We start from the raw sequence: 20,014 nt of genomic DNA, 5'->3' as shown, positions 1-20,014 counted from the left end.
CATTGCAAAAGTAGGGTACGCTTTTTTTACTTCTTAGATAGTAATAGCTGCAATGTCTTCAACGCGTAAATCAGCCTTAGACAAGTCTTGATTTCCTGAATATGGATTCACATACCCAATGACAGTCATTCCAGCTTCTTTTCCTGCTTGAACACCGTGTGCAGCATCCTCTAAAACCGTGCAGTGCTGAGGGCTAACCCCTAAACGATCGGCAACTGCTAAATAAATGTCTGGCGCAGGCTTTCCTTTTGCTACTTGTTCTCCACTTAAAACAACATCGAATTGGTCTTTTATTGAAAATGCGGTTAAGACTGCATCAATAAAAGCAACCGTTGACGACGATCCTAGGCCAATCTTGTACCCTTTTTCTTTTAATTGTTCAAGTAACTCTCGAATACCATCTATAGGTTCCATATTGGCATCGTGCAAATAGGCTAATTTTTTTTCGTTAGCCTCTTTTAACAGCGTATCTACATCAAAGTCTGCCTGATGTACAGCTTTCAAGGACGACCACATCTCATCTGCACGTGTACCAACGTAAGATTCCAGCTCCCCTTCTTTTAGAATGATACCGTTTTCCTTTGCGAGCTCCGCTTCAACAGCAAAATGAAGTGGTTCGCTATTAATAATGACCCCATCCATATCAAAAATAAATGCTTTCATTAGACCGATTCCTCTTTCACAATTGTATACATCTCTGCTGCTGTTTCTTTCTTTGTTGTCTCTCTTAAATCGTTAATTTCAACGGTAACAAGCTTTTGACCAAAGCGAATCGAAAGCTCATCTCCAGGCTTAACCGTTGTACCTGCCTTTGCTGTTTGACCGTTCACTGTAATTCTTCCTTGATCACTAATCTCTTTTGCTAATGTTCGTCTTTTAATCAAACGGGATACTTTTAAAAATTTATCAAGTCTCATAGGTTAGCTCCTTTATCCTTATCTTTCTAATCGTTTGGCTTCTTCCCACCATGCGTCAAGCGTAGTCATATTCACATGATCAATCGTCATGTTTGCTTTTTCTGCTTGAGCTTCAACATACTCAAATCGTGTTAGAAAAACTGTTAGTGCCTTGTGCAGCGCTACTTCTGGTGATTGCTTAATAAATCGACCTAAGCTCACAACTGCAAGCAGCAAATCACCATATTCTTTCTCCAATTCTGAAGCATCAGCTGTTCTTACTTCTTTTAGTTCTTCTAACACTTTATCATACACTTGCTCAATTGCTTCATATTCAAAACCGGTTTTTGCAATGTCTTTCTGCATCGTCTCCGCAGCTGCCAACATAGAAGGAAAAGAAGAAATGGATCGCTTTGGCTGAAGCGCTTCACTTTCTGCCTTTTCTTTTCGCTTCACTTCTTCCCAAACCGAAGTCACTTCTTCAGCAGACTGCACAGGCTTGTCTCCAAATACATGTGGGTGACGACGAATCATTTTTTCTGTCAACGTCTTAATAACATCTCCAAACTGAAAATAACCTGCTTCTTCACCAATTTGTGCGTGCAGGAGCACTTGCAGGAGCACATCCCCAAGTTCTTCAGTTAACTGCTCATCATCTTCTTGATCAATTGCCTCTAGTACTTCATAGGATTCCTCTAATAAGAATCGCTTTAACGATTGATGCGTTTGTTTTCGATCCCAAGGGCACCCTTCTGGACTCCGTAACTGAGCAATAACGCTTTTTAAATACTGTATGTCTCCATAAAGGAGTTTTTCGTCATGAACTGGCGGCACGTACACAGCGGTTAAATTATTTACTTCCGTTTGATGATCGAGCTCATAAAGCGGTACTCTCGTAAGCTTTTCTTCTGCCGTACCCGCCGCTGTACAAATTGTCACCTCATAATCGTCTGGATAGGTATCCATTAGCGTAAGTTTAACATCAGATGCGATGAGGCTATCATACACTTGGACAATAATAAGATGATGACGCATTTGAATTTCCTCTTGCTTCAAAACTGTTCCATCCAGAATTTGACAGCCTTCGATTGGGTCAATTCTTAGACTCGAATACATTTGGTCAAGAAAAGATGTCCCTCCAACAACGTCTAGCTTTACCTGATGGTGATCGGTTGCATCTTGCAGAAGCTGAACGGTCTTCTCTGCCACAAACGGATGGCCTGGTACGGCATAAACCAGATCCTCTACTTGAGCACGATCGATTAAGTCGTTTACTATTGTTTCGTATACGGCTTCAAACGAATCAAACTGCTCGTACGTTTCGTCGTAGGACTCGAACGTCACACCCTCATGCTGCAAGTCCTTCACAACTGGATGATCAAGGGTACGTACACGAACAGTTGGTGCTTCCTTCAAGGTACGATACACACCTAATGGCATCTGATCTAATTCTCCTGCTCCTAAACCGACTACTTTAATTATTCCCATGGTACACCTCTATTTGTTAATAAACTTTTGAATAACTTGTTTCCGAAGAGCCCCTAATTTAGGCGCACTAGCCCATTCTCTTAACGTAAAAATATGGGTAAATAATACAGCCACTCCAACATAACCTGCACCAATTCCTGCAAGGGTAAAGGCTTGAATGGCATGTACACTTCGTTGATTTGGTAAAGAAAGCAATTGATTCATTCCTACCTGAATTCCAAACACGAGTACTCCCATACTGAAGAGCACTACAAGCAACATTACGTATGATTGCTTTTGCACAAACAGTCGCTGATCAATCTTTTTGACCGAATACAGTACAATACCCATCATCACTGAAAAAGCAAGCACATTTGAAAGGGCTGCGCCCATCGTCGATTTGATAAATGTTATAAACAACACATTTCCTACTATTTTTGTTCCTATACCTGCAATAATTGCATACACCGGAATATGAATTCGTCCGTATCCTTGAATAATAGCAGCTCCAGCCAAATAGATAGAACAAGGGAAAATAGACAAAACAAAGACTCTTAATACATCTGTTCCTGCTTGGTTTGTAAAAAGCATTGCGTTTATTGAGTCCATCAATAAAAAGAGTCCAATTGTTGCCCCGCCACCTAACAAGATCGTCAGCCTCATCATGACATCGCGATAGCGGCGTGCATCTTTGTATCGTTTCGAAGCAAGGGCGTTTGATAACAAAGGTACTACAGCTAAAGCAATCGCTGTAATTAAGATGGTTCCTAATTGAATCAATGGCTGTCCACGATCATAAACTCCTTTTGCTGTATAAATCGCGACATCGGACATGGGTGTTGCTTGTAAGGAACGTACAACAGTCAAAACGTCTACCACTTGAAACAGCAATAAAATAAGTGAATTTAAGCAAATAAACAAGCTTTGCTTTAAAAAAACAGCCTGATGACGATAAAACTTTTTGAAAGAAAAGTGAGTATAAAAACGCATCTCTTTTTTATTCGCTAGCATTAGTAAGAAAACACAGCCAACTGCGCTTCCTAGAAGAGAGGCGTAAATTGCACCTTCTCCTATCACGTAGGCATCATACCCTTGAGAAGCTAACACATAGGTTAGAACAAGAATAGCCACCACCCGAACAAATTGCTCACTTACTTGAGATAAAGCTGTCGGTGTCATCTGATTTATTCCTTGTCCAGCTCCTCTAAAAACACTTAAAATAGGTAAGAATAGAAACCCAAAGCCAACCAATTGAATGACACTTGTCAGAGATTCATCCCCGATAAAAAAGGCAAGCTGAGGTGCAAAAACCAAAAAGAGAACGCATATCATAATGGATAAGATTGATAATCCTAAAAACGTATAGCTTAATAATTCGTTGACCTCTTCGTCTTTTCCTTGTGCTTTTTTCTCAGCAATTTGACGGGACAGTACAACAGGAAAACCATATAGCGCGAGGATTGTCATCATGCCAAAGAAAGGATAGACTTGCTGATAGACGTAGAAGCCTAAATCGCCAGCCAGATTCTGAAAAGGAATGCGGTAGACAGCACTTAATAATTTCGTTACGAGTGCAGCAACCGAAAGGAGAAAAGCCCCCTTTAACACGTGTGATGTATTCAAGCACTCTTCCCCCTTTACCTTTATAAAATAGCATCATCCTGGCATGTTGTCGAACTTATCTCATCAATAAAAGTCATCTAAAAATCTTACCGGGTCTAATTCTTTTTTCAGCCTATTCATACATAATCATAAAACATGGTATGATAAGAACAAAAGATATGATATAGTAGGTGATTGCTTGAAACAAACAAATCCATGGCTCGCCATATGGGTTGCGCCTCGCCAAACAATGAAAGATACATTGAAAAGTGACATACATAAACAAGCGACTCTCATACTATCCATTATTTTTGGAGGGTTAACCGGTTTCTGGTTTTCTAGAAGTGAAACATTGCTTCTAGCCTCTACAGGTAATTTTCTTCCACTTATTGTTACCATTTTAATTGGTGCATTTACTGGACCAATCCTTTATTATGGCTTTAGTTTTGCGTTTGGCCATGTAGGCGGTTGGTACGGAGGAAACGGTAACATCAAAGCGACACGAAAAGTATTTGTTTATGCTTTGTTTATGCCAGGGATTTTTGTTGGTTTACTGAATTTAATCTTATTTGGTCTCGCTTTACTTACTCTTCAAGCCCAAACACCAATACTTCGAACCATTGTGAGTTTTGGCTCAGTCATGATTGACTTAACAGTCGTTTGGGTATTTGGCATTTTTTTAATTGCTTATTCTGAAGCACAGAAAATCGGTATGATGAAAGCACTGCTAGTTATCATCGCCATGATTGGTTGTCTTGCAGGGCTATACATTGTTGTCGATTTACTCGCACATTTACTAATCGGTTAAGATTGAAATAGACGGAGAGGTATGGAATGAAAAAAATTATTTTTACCGGTGGGGGAACCGCAGGGCACGTAACACCAAATTTAGCGATTATTCATCAAATGGATCGAAGCAAATGGTCCATCGCTTATATTGGTTCTTATGATGGAATTGAAAGAGAATTAGTAGAGAAAAACAATATTCCTTACTTTGGAATAGCAAGCGGCAAGTTAAGACGCTATTTCGATATGAAAAATGTAACCGATCTTGCTCGAATCTCAAACGGACTTAGACAGGCTCGAAACATTTTAAAAAAAGAGAAGCCTGACGTAGTCTTCTCTAAGGGTGGATTTGTAACGGTCCCTGTTGTGATTGCAGCCTATTCACTAGGCATTCCTGTTCACTTACACGAAAGCGACTTAACTCCTGGATTAGCAAATCGTATCGCCAAGCGCTTTACAAAGACGTTCTACACGTCGTTTGCTGAAACAGCAAAGCATTTTCCTAGCGAACAAACAAACGTTGTCGGTTCACCTATTCGAGATGATTTATTGTCTGGTTCACGTACACAAGGATTAGCACTCACTGACTTTATTAAGCAAAAGCCCGTACTACTCGTGATGGGTGGAAGTTTGGGGGCTAAAGCGATTAATGAAGGCATCCGGCAATCACTAGATGATCTGCTTAATACGTATCAGATCATTCACATTTGCGGAAAGGGTCATCTAGATCCTGCATTAGAAAGAAAACGTGGCTATAAACAATATGAATATGTGCACGAAGAGCTGCCCCACCTTATGCAAGCCGCTGATATCGTTGTCACTCGTGGTGGGTCAAATGCCATTTTTGAATTTCTTGCATTGCAAATTCCGATGCTTATTATTCCGTTGTCGAGACAGAGCAGTCGCGGTGACCAAATTTTAAACGCCCAAACGTTTGTAAAGAATGGTTATGCCCACATGTTAGAGGAAGAATCCATGAAGGACGATGCACTCGTAAAAGAAATCCACGCATTGTATGCGAACCGTGAGCCTATTCTAACGACAATGCAGCAAAGCAAAGCGACTCACGCCGTTCCTCTTATAATTGAGCAACTAAATCGCATCTAATCTATACATGAAAGGCCCCTGTCTAGCAGACAAGGGGCCTTCCCTATCTAAATAAATAGTACACCAATCGTTAACGCCAAGATCAAACCAACAATTACTAAGACAATGGTTAGTAAAACAGTAAAAATGATGTAGACGAGTAATGACTTCCACGCAGAGAAACCGTGTGCCTCCCCTAATCCTTGTAACATCACAATAAATTGCCATACAAATAATAGAATGAGAAGCAACGAGGCTACAAGTAGTGCCCAATTTTGTAAGCCGCTTAGCTGGGGTTCTAGAGAATTCTCATAAACTAAGAAAAAGTTCTCACCAATTAATAAGATAAACGGTAATAGTAAAATGCCAATGAAGATCTGAGGTAACACTTGCGTATAAATGACAGCGACTCTCACTTCTGCTAATGAACCTCTACCACCAACCCAACTACCGAACCATTTAAATAAAACAGGCATTAAAAAGACCGATAAAACAGACGTAACGATCGCACCAAGGAAGACCGAAAGACTAAACATGGTAGCTGAAAAAGGAGCCTCCATTTCAAAAGAAAACATAATCGAGAAAACTCCAGATATGTAGGCAAGAAGTAAATACTTCCCAAGTGGTTGTACAGTTGCTTCCTCCTCTATCTTGTTGCGTATAACTCCTCTTGGATTTATCCAAACTTTAAAGAATGTACTCATATAAACCTCCCTTTTTTCTTTATTTTATTCTAAATGGTTACGAAATAAAATTAAAAAAAACATACGAGCGAGAGCGCTCATATGTTTTTTAACACTATTGCTCCATTTGACGGGCTAGGAAGCCGGCTGCTGTTTCAGCCATTTTTTGTTCTAGTTTTCCTGAAAGTGATTCTGACTTAGAGAAAATCACAACTGCACCGATAGGATCACCACTAGCAATAATTGGTGCTGCCACGTAGCCTTTATAATCATCTTTGTGATCGCCAACAAGGTTATACTCGCCTGCATTCGCTTCCATATGGGATTTACGGTTAGCCATTACCGTTTCAATTACTTCACCAACGGCCTTGTTTGCGTATTCTTTTTTAGAAGCGCCAGCTACCGCAATATATGTATCACGATCAGATATTAACACATATTGATTTAAACTATCGTATAAGGCCTCGGCATATTCCTTTGCGAAGTCACCTAGCTCAGAGATTGGTGAGTATTTCTTTAAAATAACTTCACCTTCTCGGTCGACAAATATCTCCAGCGGATCACCTTCACGAATGCGTAATGTTCTTCTTATTTCTTTAGGTATCACAACCCTGCCAAGATCGTCAATACGTCTTACAATTCCAGTTGCTTTCATACATAAAGCCTCGCTTTCTAAGATGTAAAATCAAATCATTTAGGAAGAATACAATTTGTTATAACTGTAGTATCCTTCCTTTTTTAAGAACTATTCACCAATTGATGAAATATCTTATTGATTTGATGACTACTTCCTAGCTAACGGTAACTTGCCCTTGACTTAGATGGGCTCGTTTCACAGCTTGCAGTACTTCAAACGTCGTGTCTAGCATTTGCTCTGCTAACATACTCTTTGTTTTTATTGTTACTTTCAACTGATCTCCCTGAGTTCCGACTGTTATAAACCGACCAATGGCGCGTGCAGATTCCATGAATGACGCAATCTTAATCGATTGTGTGGTTTCGTTCGAAAGGAGTATAACAATGGTATCTTTCGCTTCATTGATTTTTTCAACTTTATATTGATCTGCAAGATGCTTTATTTTCGTAAGACTTAACAAATAGTCGACTTGTTTTGGGTATTCACCAAACCGATCAATTAATTCATCTTGAAGGTCGGTTAGTTCATCCATTGTTTCAATACCTTTAAACCGCTTATACATTTCAATTTTTTGTTTAGCATCAGGAATGTACCGCTCTGGAATATAGGCATCTACACTAATGGATAACTCTGATTGGAACGTCTCTTCTTTCGTTTTCGTTCCTTTCCGCTCGTCGATTGCTTCTTTTAGCATTTGTGAGTACAAGTCAAAACCAACGGAATCAATAAACCCATGCTGCTGAGCTCCTAATAGATTACCTGCGCCTCGAATTGTTAAATCCCTCATCGCTATCTTAAATCCAGATCCAAGTTCCGTAAATTCTTTAATAGACTGAAGTCGACGCTCAGCTACTTCCGTTAGCACCTTGTCTTGTTGGTACGTAAAATAAGAGTACGCAACACGATTTGAACGACCAACTCGACCACGAATTTGATAAAGCTGCGATAGGCCCATTTTATCGGCATTACTAACGATGAGTGTATTCACATTTGGAATATCGACACCTGTTTCAATGATTGTCGTTGTGACCAGTACGTCACTTTCACCTTCTAAGAAACTTAAAATAATCGATTCTAGCTCACGCTCATTCATTTGCCCATGCGCATAAGAAACCTTTGCATCTGGTACGAGCATGGCTATTTGTTCAGTCATTCTTTCAATATCTTCTACTCGGTTGTAAAGAACATAGACTTGACCACCCCGAGTCATTTCACGCTCAATAGCTTCCCGTACAATGGATGGATTGTACTCCACCACGTATGTTTGAACAGGAAAACGATTTTCTGGAGGCGTTTCAATAATAGATAAGTCACGTACACCTAACATGGACATATGAAGCGTTCTTGGAATTGGCGTTGCTGTTAGCGTTAATACGTCTATGTTCGATTTTAACTGTTTAATTTTTTCCTTATGAGTAACGCCAAATCGCTGTTCCTCATCAACAATTAACAAGCCGAGGTCTTTAAAGACAATATCCTTTGACAATAAGCGGTGCGTTCCAACAACCAAGTCCACAGAACCAGCCTTTAAGCCTTTTAGTACTTCTGTTTGCTCTTTTCTCGAGCGGAATCTGCTAAGCACACCAACCGTAATTGGGAACTCTGAGAACCGTTCTGAAATGGTTTCAAAATGTTGCTGTGCTAATATCGTTGTTGGTACAAGGATCGCCACTTGTTTTCCATCCATAATAGCTTTAAAGGCAGCACGAATTGCAACTTCAGTCTTACCATAGCCTACATCACCACAAAGTAAACGATCCATCGGACGCTGCTTTTCCATGTCTTCTTTTATCTCTGCAATAGCACGTATTTGATCTTCTGTTTCTTGATAAGGGAACGAACCTTCAAAATCCGCCTGTTCTGGCCCATCTTCTGAGAATTTGTGACCAACGCTCGCTTCTCTTTCTGCATAAAGCTTGATTAAATCATCTGCTATATCTTCAACAGACGACTTCACCTTACTTTTTACTTTTTTCCAATCATTTCCACCAAGGGCATAGATTTTTGGATCTTTTTCTTCAGATCCTACATATTTCTGGACTTGATCAATTTGTTCTACTGGAACATACAGCTTGTCATTTCCAGCGTAACGCAAATTTAAGTAATCTTTATGAACGCCATTTATTTCTAAGGTTTCAACGCCTAAGTACTTCCCAACACCATGATTAACGTGAACAACTAAGTCACCAACAGCGAGTTCTGAGTAACTTTTAATTCGTTCTGCATTGGACATGGTTTGACGGCGCTTTGGCTTTCTTGCTTGTTTGGCAAACACTTCTTCTTCCGTAATAACAACAAGCTTTTGCTCAGGTAATTCAAACCCCGCATGCAAATGACCTGTGTAAATTTGCACCGTTCCACTGGTTAATGTTGTTTTTCCTTCTATAAGATGAGCGTCAATATTCTCGTCAGAAAGATTTAACGAAAGTCGCTTTGCCCGATCTTCTGTTCCAGCAATAAACAGAACCGTATAATGATTAGCAATCCAGCGATTGATTTCCGATGTAAGCAAATCCATTTGTCCATGAAAATTCTGCATGGATTTACAAGAGACATTAAGCACCTGCTGCGGTTTTGTCCCTGGAATTTGTTTTTGAAATAAAGCGGAGTAAACTATTGATTGCGGGATTTCTTGTAATCGATTTAGCAGTTCATAAGACATTTCTGCACCGTGCACAATAGCCCCTTGTTCAATCATGCTTGTATGCCACTCTGCTTCTTCTTTTATAAGGTTTTCCGACATCTCTTTTACTCGAGTCATTTCATCAATCCAAATAACAGCGTGCTCTGACATATAGGAAAGAAGCGTATGCGGACTCTCATAATAAAACGACATGTATTTATACATACCTTCGAACGGTTGTCCTTGCTTTAATTGCGCAATTTCAAACGGGATTCGCTCTTGCAAGGATTCCCGTGTTTTTTTATTCGCTATTTTTTTGGTGGTTACGTTTAGCTGTTCTTCTAAAACAGACGCTGCATGACTATAGTGTGTTGATGTTAATAATACTTCTTCAGCTGGTCCAATTTTAATGGTTTCGAGCTGTCCCTCGGAGCGCTGCGTCTCTAACGAGAAGTATCGCAAAGAATCAATCTCTGTATCAAAAAGTTCGATCCTAATTGGATGTTCTTCTGTAAGTGGATACAAATCAATGATGCCACCACGGACACTCATTTCACCAGGTGCCGAGACCATATCCGTTCGTCTATAGCCCATTGACACGAGCTGACTAATAAACGAATCAAGTTCTTGAACGTCCGTTCCAACCGTTACATCCAGTTGATACTGAGCCCATACTGTTTTCGGCGGTAGTAATCGGCGAACCCCTGCAAGAGGAACGACAATTATGCCTGAGAATCCATTTACAAGTCGATTTAACACATCAATGCGTTGCGCTTTCATTTCAGGACTAGCAACAGCAATTTCTGCTGAGATTAATTCATTTACTGGATAAAGATAAACTTTTTCTTCCCCTAATAAATCAACAAGATCTTCGTACATTTTTTGTGCTTGGAATAAATTATGTGTCACAATAAGCTGGTTGCGCTGCGTTTCCCGGTAAAGAGAAGCGCTCGCAACTGTTCTCGACGAACCTGTTAAGCCTGATAACACCTGTTCACTTTGACCTTTTTCTATTCCGTTAGCAATGGTTTGTAGCTCATTCGTTCCACTGACAAACTGTTGCAATCCTAACATTTCTTTTCCCCCTGGTTTCGCTAACACGATTTGCAGTTCACTACATCGTTTATATTATCAATCCTACGCTCGTTTTAATTGAAAAATGCCTTGGTCTTTAAGGATACCAAAGCTTTGTTGCTATTAATGAATCACATTTTGAGTTTCATGCAAAAGCGGATTTAATTGGAAAGCTTGATAACAATCTTCGCAAATTGCCGCAATATGGACATCACCTTCTTGAGTTACTCGAACGCTTTCTAACTGATCTACCGCACCTAATTTGCTTATCCCTAATTCATCGAAAGTATATTGATCTTCCAGCGTTGCCATTTGTTTTTGACAGTACTTACAACCATAATGCACAGCCATTTTAACCACTCCTTGTAAACAGATATTCTTGTTTACAGTATGATCAAAAGAATGAGACATTATCCTATCGGTTGTATACATTCATCACTTCAAGGAACGGCTTTGTTATCCATGCTTCAATCGATTGTGCCGTCTTTTTAATGGCATCCTCTAAAAGCGCTTTCTCATCACCTGCAGCGCGGTTTAAGACGTATTTCACGACTGGTTCATTGTTAGTCGGGCGTCCCACACCAATACGAACCCGGTTAAATTCTTGAGTTCCTAAATGATGAATAAGTGATTTAATTCCGTTATGACCACCTGCACTACCCTTTTGGCGTAAACGTATTTTTCCTGGTGGTATATCTAAATCATCATACAATACAACAAGCTCTTCTAAGCTTACATTGAAATAATCCATAAATGGCCGAACACACTCTCCAGAGAGATTCATATACGTTAAAGGCTTTAGCAACATTACTTTCTCACCATGTACAATCGTTTCTCCATATAAGCCGTTGAATTTTTGCTTGGTAAGAGATGAATCGAACTGTTCAGCTATGAGGTCAACACTGTCAAACCCAATATTGTGTCTTGTATTATCAAACTGTTTACCAGGATTTCCTAGCCCCACAATTAACTTCATGCGTAACTCCTTTATTCTAACTTGACGAAAAAGGCATAACCCCAAAGGGTCATACCTTTCGTCACTTTATTTACTATTCAACACGACCTGGACGATCTTTGTCGTCATCCTCACGCTCTTCTGTTGCTTCTACACCTAGCGCAGTCGTTCCATCTTCTTCTGTTTCATCTGGATCTTCTGTTACCGTCGGTGCTTGTACCGTCACAATCGCTTCGTCATCTTCATTTACGATGTCCACAGAAACGGTAGAACGCATCTCTGAAATTGATAGCGTATCACCAACGTTTAAACTTGAAATGTCTACCGTAATGCTTTCTGGAATATCCGCTGGTAAACAATGTACCGTAATTTCATAAAGAAGATGATTCACGATACCGCCTTCGCTTGCCCCTGGCGCTTCTCCTTCTAAATGAACAGGTACATTTGCATCACGTTTTTCTTTCATATTCACTTCGAAGAAATCAATATGCGTGTAATGATTTTTCAAAGGATCCACTTGAACTTCTTGCACCATGACGTGATGCTTTTTACCGTTTTCTAATTCAAGATCAAATAAACCATTTTGGCCTACTTCTCTCATTGTTTTTAAGAAAGCAACACTTTCTACTGAAACCGGCTGACTTTCAATTTTATTACCATATAGTACGCCTGGCACAAAACCATTTAGACGAATATTTCTTGTTTCTTGTCCTGTTAAGTCTTTACGATCACGAGCTTGTAATACTGTCATCTTTCTTTCACCTCATCTTAGTTTTACACGTCTGTTAATTGTGTTCCCTTAAAGGTCAGTTTTCAAACAGAATTCCTTGTTCTTTTTCGTAAGTTCTCTCTAGGTTGATAACAAAAATCAATCGAATAAAGTTGATACAGAAGCATCTTCATGTACACGAATAATAGCCTCAGCCATCAACTCCGCTACAGACAACTCTGTAATGTTCGCACCTTTTTTCTCTTCCTCCAGATCAATTGTATTCGTTACAACCAATTCTTTAATCTTAGAGTTACGAATTCGATCTACTGCTGGACCAGATAGAACAGGGTGCGTACAGCAAGCATATACCTCTTTTGCTCCTTGTTCTACTAAAGCATTCGCCGCAAGTGTAATTGTTCCTGCTGTATCAATAATATCATCAATAATGATGGCTGTCTTTCCTTCAATATTACCAACAATATTCATTACTTCTGACACGTTTGGTCTTGGTCGACGTTTATCAATAATAGCAATTGGTGCTTTTAAGCGATCGGCCATTTTACGAGCACGTACCACTCCACCATGATCTGGAGAAACAACAACAATATCGTCAAGCCCTTTGCTGCTAAAATAATCAGATAAAATTGGTACACCCATTAACTGGTCAACTGGGATATCAAAGAAACCTTGAATTTGAGTTGCATGGAGGTCAATTGTTAATACCCGAGTTGCACCAGCTGTTTCAAGCAGATTAGCCACAAGTTTAGCTGTGATAGGTTCTCGCGCCCGTGCTTTGCGATCTTGTCTCGCATAGCCGTAATAAGGCATGACGATATTAATCGTACGCGCTGAAGCTCGCTTTACTGCATCAATCATAATTAAGAGTTCCATTAAGTGTTCATTCGCTGGAGCCGATGTTGATTGAATCAAATATACATCACAACCACGAATACTTTCTTCAATGTTAATTTGAACTTCACCATCACTAAAACGCATGACAGAATTCTTTCCAAGAGAAACTCCAATATGTCGAGCGATTTCTTCAGCCAAAGCCTTGTTAGAATTAAGAGTAAAGACCTTTAAGCTTGGGTCGCTATAGTTTGCCATTTCTTGTGTTACCTCCAGTAAATGTTATTGATCTTTTTTTATATAGTTTGTTTTATCTACTTGTCTAGCTCGTGCTATCGCCAGTGAGTAATCATTTACATGATTCGTTATCGTTGAACCAGCTGCTACAAAGGCATGCTTTCCAATCTCAACAGGTGCGACTAAGTTTGATCCTGAGCCAATAAACGCACCGTCATGCACTGTTGTTTGATGCTTATTTGTGCCATCATAATTAACTGTCACGACCCCACATCCAACGTTAACATCTTTGCCAATGTCTGCATCCCCAATGTATGTTAGATGGGATACTTTACTACGGTCATTGATACTTGCTTTCTTCAATTCCACAAAATTACCGACTTTAACCTCTTTACCGACAGTGGAATCAGGTCGTATGTGAGCAAAAGGCCCAATAGCAGCACCTTCGTGCACATAACTATTATAAATATAAGAGGAGCGAATGTGAACGCCTTTCTCAATGACAGAATGGTGAATTTCACTACCTGACTCTATGATACAATCTTCACCAATGGTAGTGTTCCCTTTTATACTAACGTTAGGAAATAATGTCGTATCTTGTGCAATCGTTGCATCAACGGAAATATATGTGGTGTTCGGATCAATGAACGTAACCCCTTGTGTCATCCAGTACGTGTTTATTCGAGCTTGCATCGCTTTTTCGGCTTGTGCTAGTGCAACTCGATCATTTACACCAATGGTTTCTTCCATTGTTGGTGTTACATAGGCACACACTTTTTCCTCTTTTTTATTTAAGAGTCCAATTACGTCTGGTAAGTAGTATTCACCTTGGTTATTATCATTTGTCACCATTTGTAATACGTCAAATAACGTATTGTTATCAAAACAGTAAATACCTGTATTAATCTCATTCACAAGAAGCTCTTCACTAGATGCATCTTTTTGTTCGACTATTTTATCGACTTCACCGTTTGAGCCACGAATCACTCGGCCATACCCGTGTGGATTGTCTGCATATGCTGTTAAAATAGTTGCTTTTGCTGCTTCCTGTTCATGATACGCAATTAGAGTCTTTAACGTTTCGGCTGTTATTAGCGGCGTATCGCCACATAAGACTACGGTTGTACCGTTCTTCCCTTTCAACAAGGGTTCTGCACATCGTACCGCATGTCCAGTACCAAGTTGCTCATTTTGCAGTACAAAGGAAGCGCCAGTTGGGATTGCTTCTTTTACTTGCTCCGCACCATGACCAACAACAACTGCGATATCATCAAAGCCGACCGCTTTCGCTTGATCTACAACGTGTTCGACCATTGGTTTACCACAAACTGGGTGTAACACTTTATAAAGCTTTGACTTCATTCTTGTTCCTTGCCCAGCAGCAAGAACAATTGCATATCGTCCGCTCATATTCCCCTCCACACTCGTTCATGTTCATCATTAAAACTATACTTGAAACCACCACGTATTTCAATATCTCTGGACGTCTTTACATACTTGAAAAATATACAAAAAACCAGCCTGCGTTTTGCGCAGACTGGTTTAGCTTTAACCTATTGTTACGAAGCACCAGCTTCCTCATAATTGGTAGCGTCTTCATATTCTCCTACACGCTCATACTCGTCTATAACAGCCACTTGGATCTTTTCCCTAGTTTTAGAAGAGATTGGGTGTGCGATGTCTCTAAATTCTCCGTCAGGTGTTCTCTTGCTCGGCATTGCAACGAATAGGCCATTATTTCCATCGATTACACGAATATCATGAACAACGAATTCGTGGTCAATTGTTATAGATGCAATTGCTCGCATACGCCCTTCCGTTTGGACACGCCGTAACCTTACGTCAGTAATTTCCATGATGGTCACCTCTCTTATAGATTATCTGTATACTACATTCTAGAGAGGTTTCCTTTTTCCTTCAAAGAATTGAACTTTTTTTACGATTTTTCAAAAAATAAATACGATCATTTTTTTCCAGTATGATCTATCCTCGACATTTCACGGTGCAGACAGTTAAAACAACCTTTCATTACACATCTCCACTTACAAAAAAAAGCTAGCAAAACAGAGGAATCGTCGTTTCGCTACGCTTTTTCTTTTTACACTAAAGCAATTACTTCAATTTCAATTAGTACGTCTTTTGGTAAACGAGCCACTTCTACACATGAACGGGCTGGCTTATGCTCAGAAAAGTATTCGCCATAAACCTCATTAATACGTGGAAAATCATTCATATCTTTAATGAATACGGTTGCTTTAATTACCTTATCAAGAGAAGAGCCAGCTTCCTTTAAAACCGCTTTAAGGTTATGGAAAACTTGATGCGTTTGCTCTTCCACAGTCCCTTTTATAAGTTCGCCATCGGCTGTTAAAGGAATTTGACCGGAACTGTAGAACATATTGTTTACAATCATTCCTTGTGAGTAAGGTCCAATTGCTTGTGGTGCATTTGTCGTATGAACAATTTTCATTTGAATCGTCCCCTTTTAATGTAATCGATCTAAGATATTCCCACTTAACAATTCAATTTGCTTTTCACGAGCATCGACATTCGTTAGCTTTGTTAACGATACGTAATCATCGACCAATCGTTCAGAAACCTCAGCAGCTTCAACTAACACACCGATCCCTACAAGATCTGCGTCAAATTCTGCTAATAAATCGACCATACCGCGAATGGTGCCACCAGCTTTCATAAAATCGTCCACAATGAACACTTTAGATCCTGCTGCTAAGCTCCGCCTTGCTAAGGTCATCGTTTGAATACGGTCTGATGATCCTGATGCATAATTTATGCTCACCATCGACCCTTCTGTAATTCTATGATCACGCCGAACAATACTAACCGGTACTCCTAAGTGCTGACCTACTGCATATGCAAGTGGGATACCTTTTGTGGCAACCGTCATAACAGCATCAATCTCTTTATCATAGAGCGCAGCCGCAAATAATCGACCGACTTCATGTAACAATTTAGGATTTCCTAATACATCCATCATGTACAAATACCCGCCAGGTAAAATCCGTTCAGGCTTATTAAGATCAAGGACTAGTTGATGAACAAGAGTTTCTGCTTCATCTTTATTCATTCTCGGCATGTATTTCACACCGCCACTTGCCCCTGGGATCGTTAACAGCGCTCCATAGCCTTCATCTTCAAACATTTCTTTAATAATGACTAAATCCTCACTAATAGATGACTTCGCTGCTTGGTAACGCTCCGAAAAATGCGTTAATGAAATCACTTCATGTGGATGTTGGAGCAAAAAATACGTCATATCAACTAGACGTGAACTACGTTTTAATTTTTTCATAATCCCTCCGAGCCATAACCGAATTATATACTTATAAGATATCACTTTCATCCGGTTTTGGACAAGTATTGCTTGTACGAATTAATCGAACAGCGTGAACTTCTTCGCAAAAACCTCTTAATCCGTTATAAATTCGGTTCACTCTTGATTCTGTTTTCACTAAACCAAAAACAGTTGGCCCACTTCCACTCATTAACACAGCATCTGCACCAAATCGCTTCATCTGGTCTTTTAAATGCTTTACTTCTGGATACAATTCGAGTGTCACGTCTTCTAACGCATTATGAAGATGGGCGAAAATGCCGTCTGTATCTTGATTCTCAAGCGCTGTAAGCATGGCATCAGTATCCGCATGCTTAGCCCGATGAAGCTTTACATTACCATATATTTCCTTTGTGGAAACACCAATTGGTGGCTTAGCAAGGATGACCCATAAGGGTGGAGGAGATGGAATGGATTCAATGATTTCACCTCTGCCTGTCGCAAGCGCAGTTCCACCATACACACAAAAAGAAACATCAGAGCCAATTTCGGCGCCTAATTCAGCTAGTTGATCCAGCGTCAAACCAAGCTCCCATAGCTGATTTAACCCTTTCAACGTTGCTGCTGCATCGCTACTTCCGCCTGCAAGTCCTGCAGCTACAGGTATACGCTTTGTAATATAAATATGAACACCTGCTGATACCTTGTATTTCTTCTTTAACAGAGCCGCCGCTTGATAAGCAAAGTTCCGTTCGTCATTTGGAACAAAACCCTCTGAAACGTCTACTGTTATTTTTCCAGAGTCGCAATTCGTTAAATCAATTCGGTCCGCTAAATCAACCATGGTCATAATCATTTTTACTTCATGATAACCATCGTTACGCTTTCTTAATACATCTAATGATAAATTAATCTTTGCCGGTGCCTTAATGGAAACCTTCACTTTCTCACCTTCTATACATGCATAATGCTGAGGTTATTTTATCACTTGTGAATCGAACATACCACCTTTTCTCCTGTTTGATGCATCATAAAAAAACACCCTTAGTGAAAAAAGGGTGATTTAATCGTTATTCTCATTATGTATAGGTGTTTTCGCTTCTTCCAACATATTGTTAATTTCGGTAATGTATTCTTGTAAACTCATGTTCATCATCTCCAATTTTAATAGGTTAGTAGTATTACTATTCCCAAATAGAGATTGTTTAAACAAAAAAATCTATGGTTCAGTGGAAATTCCACTGAACCATAGACCACAATGATTATTTTCGTGAATGAAGGTTTTGTTCAGCCAGCTCGATAGCTCGCTTTACCATGTTGCCAGCATCTTTTGCTTTAATGCCGCCCCAACCTTCTTTTTCTACAGTGTCATAAAAGCCAAGCTCTTTTGCAATTTCTTCCTTTAAGCGATCGGACATAACGCCTCGTCTTCTGCTCATGATAAAACCGCCCCTTTGCTTGATTATTAACTGCATTTATAGTGTGCACAAATCCAATAAAAAAAGACTTTCTTTTTTTTGGAAAGAAAGTCTCGTTTCTTAGATGAGCGTTGCGGGCTTACCGCCGTCACTTGGTAATAGTAATTGTACCGTTTCCGTTAGAACATCTGCATAGCTATAAGAAACGCGCTCAACAGAATTTTGATCTTCATCTAGCTTAACAATAAATACAGATGGATACGTTTCTTCAATCATACCTGATTGTTCAGACGATTTTTTACGTCCTCCATTTGCTTTAATTGTTATTTTCTTTCCAATGTTACTATCTAGTGCTCGCTTAATGTCAATTAACGTCTTTGCCATTTTCCACAACCACCTCACTATAGACATTATACCAAGGAATGGTTTGAAAGTCAAAATAAATAATTTTAACAACGTTCCATGCCTGTGTCAATGACTAATATTGTAATATGTTGTAGATAGTATATGTTTTGTGTCCTATTTTATTAGAAATTGACATCTTTTCATTAATTTTTTTAAAAAAATATACCCCATCATGATGCACAAGCATTTCTCTCGCCACGGTTAAAAGGCTTTGAAGGAACGTTCTTACGTTAAAATCGCACACGGAAACAGCTAACAACGGCTTTAAGTGATAAACCCGCTTATAAAAGTACAATATGGCCAGCGCCCTACATTTAGGTCACGTTGTTTTTTTCGTACGCTTTACTGTTAGCTAAGAAGGATCGATTTCATCTTCGTATTCTTCTTTATAAGGTAACCCAAGTCTCATGCTGCCTTTTGTTTCAATGCCACCAAGACCTTTTTGACCAGTAATGGTATTTCGGATAATATCCCATAGATTAACCGTATCAGAAAAGGATGTTCGACTTAATTTAGAGGCAATATATACAGGATCTAAGGCGTGGATATTGACACGATCTGGTGAGGACGCAAAGTTCGCTCCCGCCCGTATTAACGTTTCAAAATGGGACTGGCAGGCGCCAGCAAAGATCAGTAAACGATCGAGGTCTTTTGTATGGTCACGGGCAATACGCACACATTCAGCGAAATACTTCGTGTGACGATAAGCCTTTAGGTCATTGCGATTCCCTTTTGCTTTTGAATACGCATCATGACCTGTGACCACTAAAATATCTGGTTGCACCATTTTTAATAAAGATGCTAATTGGGATGGCATTTCTTTTTCTGCAAGATGAACACCGTAAACGGGAACACCTAATTTATTGTAAATATCTGTACATCGATTTAAATAGTTTGCATCACCATCGAGGTGTAATACTCTCCCTCTTAACTCAAAGAAATGTGATGTTTCTTCGTATCCAGCATGTGTTTGATAATCTTGTCTGCGTTTCATGAGCTTAGCGTCCTGACGAAATAAACGATAAGAGGCTTCTTCTTGCTCTTTCACTTTATTCTTATCCTCTTCTCGTTCCTTTAACGTCATCACTTTTAAATCAGCCATTGGCGCATCAGCAAGTAAACGCATTTCTTCCCCAACGAGGGTTACTACATCATTCGAAATGGTCAATACTCGGAATAAAAGATCACATTTATAAGAGAGACGACCAACTATATCACCCGTTTTCACTGTCATCACGTTGCCCCCTCTCATCTAGCCTATGTGAGTATAGAGAGGGCTGTGACTCGTT

The 20,014-nt window shown here is 39.6% G+C and carries 21 protein-coding genes; 2 read left to right on the top strand and 19 right to left on the bottom strand.

Annotated features, from left to right (window positions below):
• Positions 1–33 precede the first annotated feature (33 nt).
• The 4 genes from E2L03_RS19725 to E2L03_RS19710 are packed head-to-tail and all read right to left on the bottom strand — an operon-like array spanning position 34 to position 3,986.
• Positions 34–663 carry an HAD family hydrolase gene (locus tag E2L03_RS19725; RefSeq protein WP_124743008.1) on the bottom strand — a complete coding sequence of 210 codons (630 nt, stop codon included), beginning with the start codon at positions 661–663 and terminating at the stop codon, positions 34–36.
• Positions 663–917, bottom strand: coding sequence for an RNA-binding S4 domain-containing protein (locus tag E2L03_RS19720; RefSeq protein ID WP_038484929.1), 255 nt, complete (start codon positions 915–917; stop codon positions 663–665). The genes E2L03_RS19725 and E2L03_RS19720 overlap by 1 nt, the downstream gene beginning before the upstream one ends.
• Positions 918–935: 18 nt before the next feature.
• Positions 936–2,384 (bottom strand): bifunctional methyltransferase/pyrophosphohydrolase YabN, encoded by a 1,449-nt coding sequence (gene yabN / locus E2L03_RS19715; protein WP_124743007.1) that lies wholly within the window; start codon positions 2,382–2,384, stop codon positions 936–938.
• A 9-nt stretch (positions 2,385–2,393) separates the two neighbouring features.
• A complete protein-coding gene (locus E2L03_RS19710; protein WP_051667708.1) occupies positions 2,394–3,986 on the bottom strand; it encodes a putative polysaccharide biosynthesis protein in 1,593 nt (530 codons plus the stop codon).
• Positions 3,987–4,164: 178 nt separating this feature from the next.
• On the opposite strand from E2L03_RS19710, the gene E2L03_RS19705 reads away from it, so the two are divergent.
• A complete protein-coding gene (locus E2L03_RS19705) occupies positions 4,165–4,773 on the top strand; it encodes a YIP1 family protein (protein WP_038484924.1) in 609 nt (202 codons plus the stop codon).
• A 26-nt stretch (positions 4,774–4,799) separates the two neighbouring features.
• On the top strand, positions 4,800–5,858 hold the full coding sequence (murG, locus tag E2L03_RS19700; RefSeq protein WP_038484921.1) for an undecaprenyldiphospho-muramoylpentapeptide beta-N-acetylglucosaminyltransferase: 1,059 nt from the start codon (positions 4,800–4,802) through the stop codon (positions 5,856–5,858).
• A gap of 47 nt (positions 5,859–5,905) precedes the next feature.
• Here murG and E2L03_RS19695 read toward each other — a convergent pair whose 3' ends face one another.
• The 15 genes from E2L03_RS19695 to yabG all read right to left on the bottom strand — a co-directional run bounded on the left by E2L03_RS19695 (position 5,906) and on the right by yabG (position 19,959).
• A complete protein-coding gene (locus tag E2L03_RS19695; RefSeq protein ID WP_095151086.1) occupies positions 5,906–6,541 on the bottom strand; it encodes a YIP1 family protein in 636 nt (211 codons plus the stop codon).
• A 94-nt stretch (positions 6,542–6,635) separates the two neighbouring features.
• Positions 6,636–7,175 (bottom strand): stage V sporulation protein T, encoded by a 540-nt coding sequence (gene spoVT / locus E2L03_RS19690; protein ID WP_038484916.1) that lies wholly within the window; start codon positions 7,173–7,175, stop codon positions 6,636–6,638.
• A gap of 136 nt (positions 7,176–7,311) precedes the next feature.
• Positions 7,312–10,854: a transcription-repair coupling factor gene (gene mfd, locus E2L03_RS19685; RefSeq protein WP_134260189.1), complete on the bottom strand. Its 3,543-nt coding sequence runs from the start codon at positions 10,852–10,854 to the stop codon at positions 7,312–7,314.
• Between the two features lie 123 nt (positions 10,855–10,977).
• Positions 10,978–11,205, bottom strand: a complete 228-nt coding sequence (locus E2L03_RS19680) for an anti-sigma-F factor Fin (protein WP_038484910.1) — start codon at positions 11,203–11,205, stop codon at positions 10,978–10,980.
• Between the two features lie 64 nt (positions 11,206–11,269).
• Positions 11,270–11,830, bottom strand: coding sequence for an aminoacyl-tRNA hydrolase (gene pth / locus E2L03_RS19675; protein WP_038484907.1), 561 nt, complete (start codon positions 11,828–11,830; stop codon positions 11,270–11,272).
• 73 nt (positions 11,831–11,903) lie between these two features.
• A complete protein-coding gene (locus tag E2L03_RS19670; RefSeq protein ID WP_038484904.1) occupies positions 11,904–12,560 on the bottom strand; it encodes a 50S ribosomal protein L25/general stress protein Ctc in 657 nt (218 codons plus the stop codon).
• Positions 12,561–12,677: 117 nt separating this feature from the next.
• Positions 12,678–13,628 (bottom strand): ribose-phosphate diphosphokinase, encoded by a 951-nt coding sequence (locus E2L03_RS19665; RefSeq protein WP_038484901.1) that lies wholly within the window; start codon positions 13,626–13,628, stop codon positions 12,678–12,680.
• A 24-nt stretch (positions 13,629–13,652) separates the two neighbouring features.
• The gene (glmU, locus tag E2L03_RS19660; RefSeq protein WP_038484897.1) at positions 13,653–15,017 is read right to left on the bottom strand and encodes a bifunctional UDP-N-acetylglucosamine diphosphorylase/glucosamine-1-phosphate N-acetyltransferase GlmU; all 1,365 of its coding nucleotides are present in this window, start codon (positions 15,015–15,017) and stop codon (positions 13,653–13,655) included.
• A gap of 149 nt (positions 15,018–15,166) precedes the next feature.
• Entirely contained in the window at positions 15,167–15,463 is a 297-nt protein-coding gene (gene spoVG / locus E2L03_RS19655) for a septation regulator SpoVG (RefSeq protein ID WP_035395108.1), read from the bottom strand.
• Positions 15,464–15,705: 242 nt separating this feature from the next.
• Positions 15,706–16,077, bottom strand: a complete 372-nt coding sequence (locus E2L03_RS19650; RefSeq protein WP_038484894.1) for a RidA family protein — start codon at positions 16,075–16,077, stop codon at positions 15,706–15,708.
• Positions 16,078–16,092: 15 nt separating this feature from the next.
• On the bottom strand, positions 16,093–16,920 hold the full coding sequence (gene purR / locus E2L03_RS19645) for a pur operon repressor (protein WP_038484891.1): 828 nt from the start codon (positions 16,918–16,920) through the stop codon (positions 16,093–16,095).
• Between the two features lie 31 nt (positions 16,921–16,951).
• Complete coding sequence (gene ispE / locus E2L03_RS19640; RefSeq protein WP_134260187.1) at positions 16,952–17,845, bottom strand: 4-(cytidine 5'-diphospho)-2-C-methyl-D-erythritol kinase; 894 nt, start codon at positions 17,843–17,845, stop codon at positions 16,952–16,954.
• Positions 17,846–18,164: 319 nt separating this feature from the next.
• Positions 18,165–18,341 carry a small, acid-soluble spore protein, alpha/beta type gene (locus E2L03_RS19635; protein WP_038484885.1) on the bottom strand — a complete coding sequence of 59 codons (177 nt, stop codon included), beginning with the start codon at positions 18,339–18,341 and terminating at the stop codon, positions 18,165–18,167.
• A 99-nt stretch (positions 18,342–18,440) separates the two neighbouring features.
• Positions 18,441–18,704: a biofilm formation stimulator Veg gene (veg, locus tag E2L03_RS19630; protein WP_038484882.1), complete on the bottom strand. Its 264-nt coding sequence runs from the start codon at positions 18,702–18,704 to the stop codon at positions 18,441–18,443.
• A 373-nt stretch (positions 18,705–19,077) separates the two neighbouring features.
• Positions 19,078–19,959, bottom strand: coding sequence for a sporulation peptidase YabG (gene yabG, locus E2L03_RS19625; RefSeq protein WP_038484879.1), 882 nt, complete (start codon positions 19,957–19,959; stop codon positions 19,078–19,080).
• Between the last annotated feature and the right edge of the window lie 55 nt (positions 19,960–20,014).

This window comes from Shouchella oshimensis (assembly GCF_004375095.1).
Classification (GTDB): domain Bacteria; phylum Bacillota; class Bacilli; order Bacillales; family Bacillaceae_D; genus Shouchella; species Shouchella oshimensis.
This window is presented reverse-complemented; position numbering and strand designations above follow the sequence as displayed.

Coding starts and splice junctions, on each gene's coding strand:
- E2L03_RS19725 (WP_124743008.1), bottom strand. CDS start 663: ATGAAAGCATTTATTTTTGATATGGATGGGGTCATTATTAATAGCGAA.
- E2L03_RS19720 (WP_038484929.1), bottom strand. CDS start 917: ATGAGACTTGATAAATTTTTAAAAGTATCCCGTTTGATTAAAAGACGA.
- yabN (WP_124743007.1), bottom strand. CDS start 2,384: ATGGGAATAATTAAAGTAGTCGGTTTAGGAGCAGGAGAATTAGATCAG.
- murG (WP_038484921.1), top strand. CDS start 4,800: ATGAAAAAAATTATTTTTACCGGTGGGGGAACCGCAGGGCACGTAACA.
- E2L03_RS19695 (WP_095151086.1), bottom strand. CDS start 6,541: ATGAGTACATTCTTTAAAGTTTGGATAAATCCAAGAGGAGTTATACGC.
- spoVT (WP_038484916.1), bottom strand. CDS start 7,175: ATGAAAGCAACTGGAATTGTAAGACGTATTGACGATCTTGGCAGGGTT.
- mfd (WP_134260189.1), bottom strand. CDS start 10,854: ATGTTAGGATTGCAACAGTTTGTCAGTGGAACGAATGAGCTACAAACC.
- E2L03_RS19680 (WP_038484910.1), bottom strand. CDS start 11,205: ATGGCTGTGCATTATGGTTGTAAGTACTGTCAAAAACAAATGGCAACG.
- pth (WP_038484907.1), bottom strand. CDS start 11,830: ATGAAGTTAATTGTGGGGCTAGGAAATCCTGGTAAACAGTTTGATAAT.
- E2L03_RS19670 (WP_038484904.1), bottom strand. CDS start 12,560: ATGACAGTATTACAAGCTCGTGATCGTAAAGACTTAACAGGACAAGAA.
- E2L03_RS19665 (WP_038484901.1), bottom strand. CDS start 13,628: ATGGCAAACTATAGCGACCCAAGCTTAAAGGTCTTTACTCTTAATTCT.
- glmU (WP_038484897.1), bottom strand. CDS start 15,017: ATGAGCGGACGATATGCAATTGTTCTTGCTGCTGGGCAAGGAACAAGA.
- spoVG (WP_035395108.1), bottom strand. CDS start 15,463: ATGGAAATTACTGACGTAAGGTTACGGCGTGTCCAAACGGAAGGGCGT.
- E2L03_RS19650 (WP_038484894.1), bottom strand. CDS start 16,077: ATGAAAATTGTTCATACGACAAATGCACCACAAGCAATTGGACCTTAC.
- purR (WP_038484891.1), bottom strand. CDS start 16,920: ATGAAAAAATTAAAACGTAGTTCACGTCTAGTTGATATGACGTATTTT.
- E2L03_RS19635 (WP_038484885.1), bottom strand. CDS start 18,341: ATGAGCAGAAGACGAGGCGTTATGTCCGATCGCTTAAAGGAAGAAATT.
- veg (WP_038484882.1), bottom strand. CDS start 18,704: ATGGCAAAGACGTTAATTGACATTAAGCGAGCACTAGATAGTAACATT.
- yabG (WP_038484879.1), bottom strand. CDS start 19,959: ATGACAGTGAAAACGGGTGATATAGTTGGTCGTCTCTCTTATAAATGT.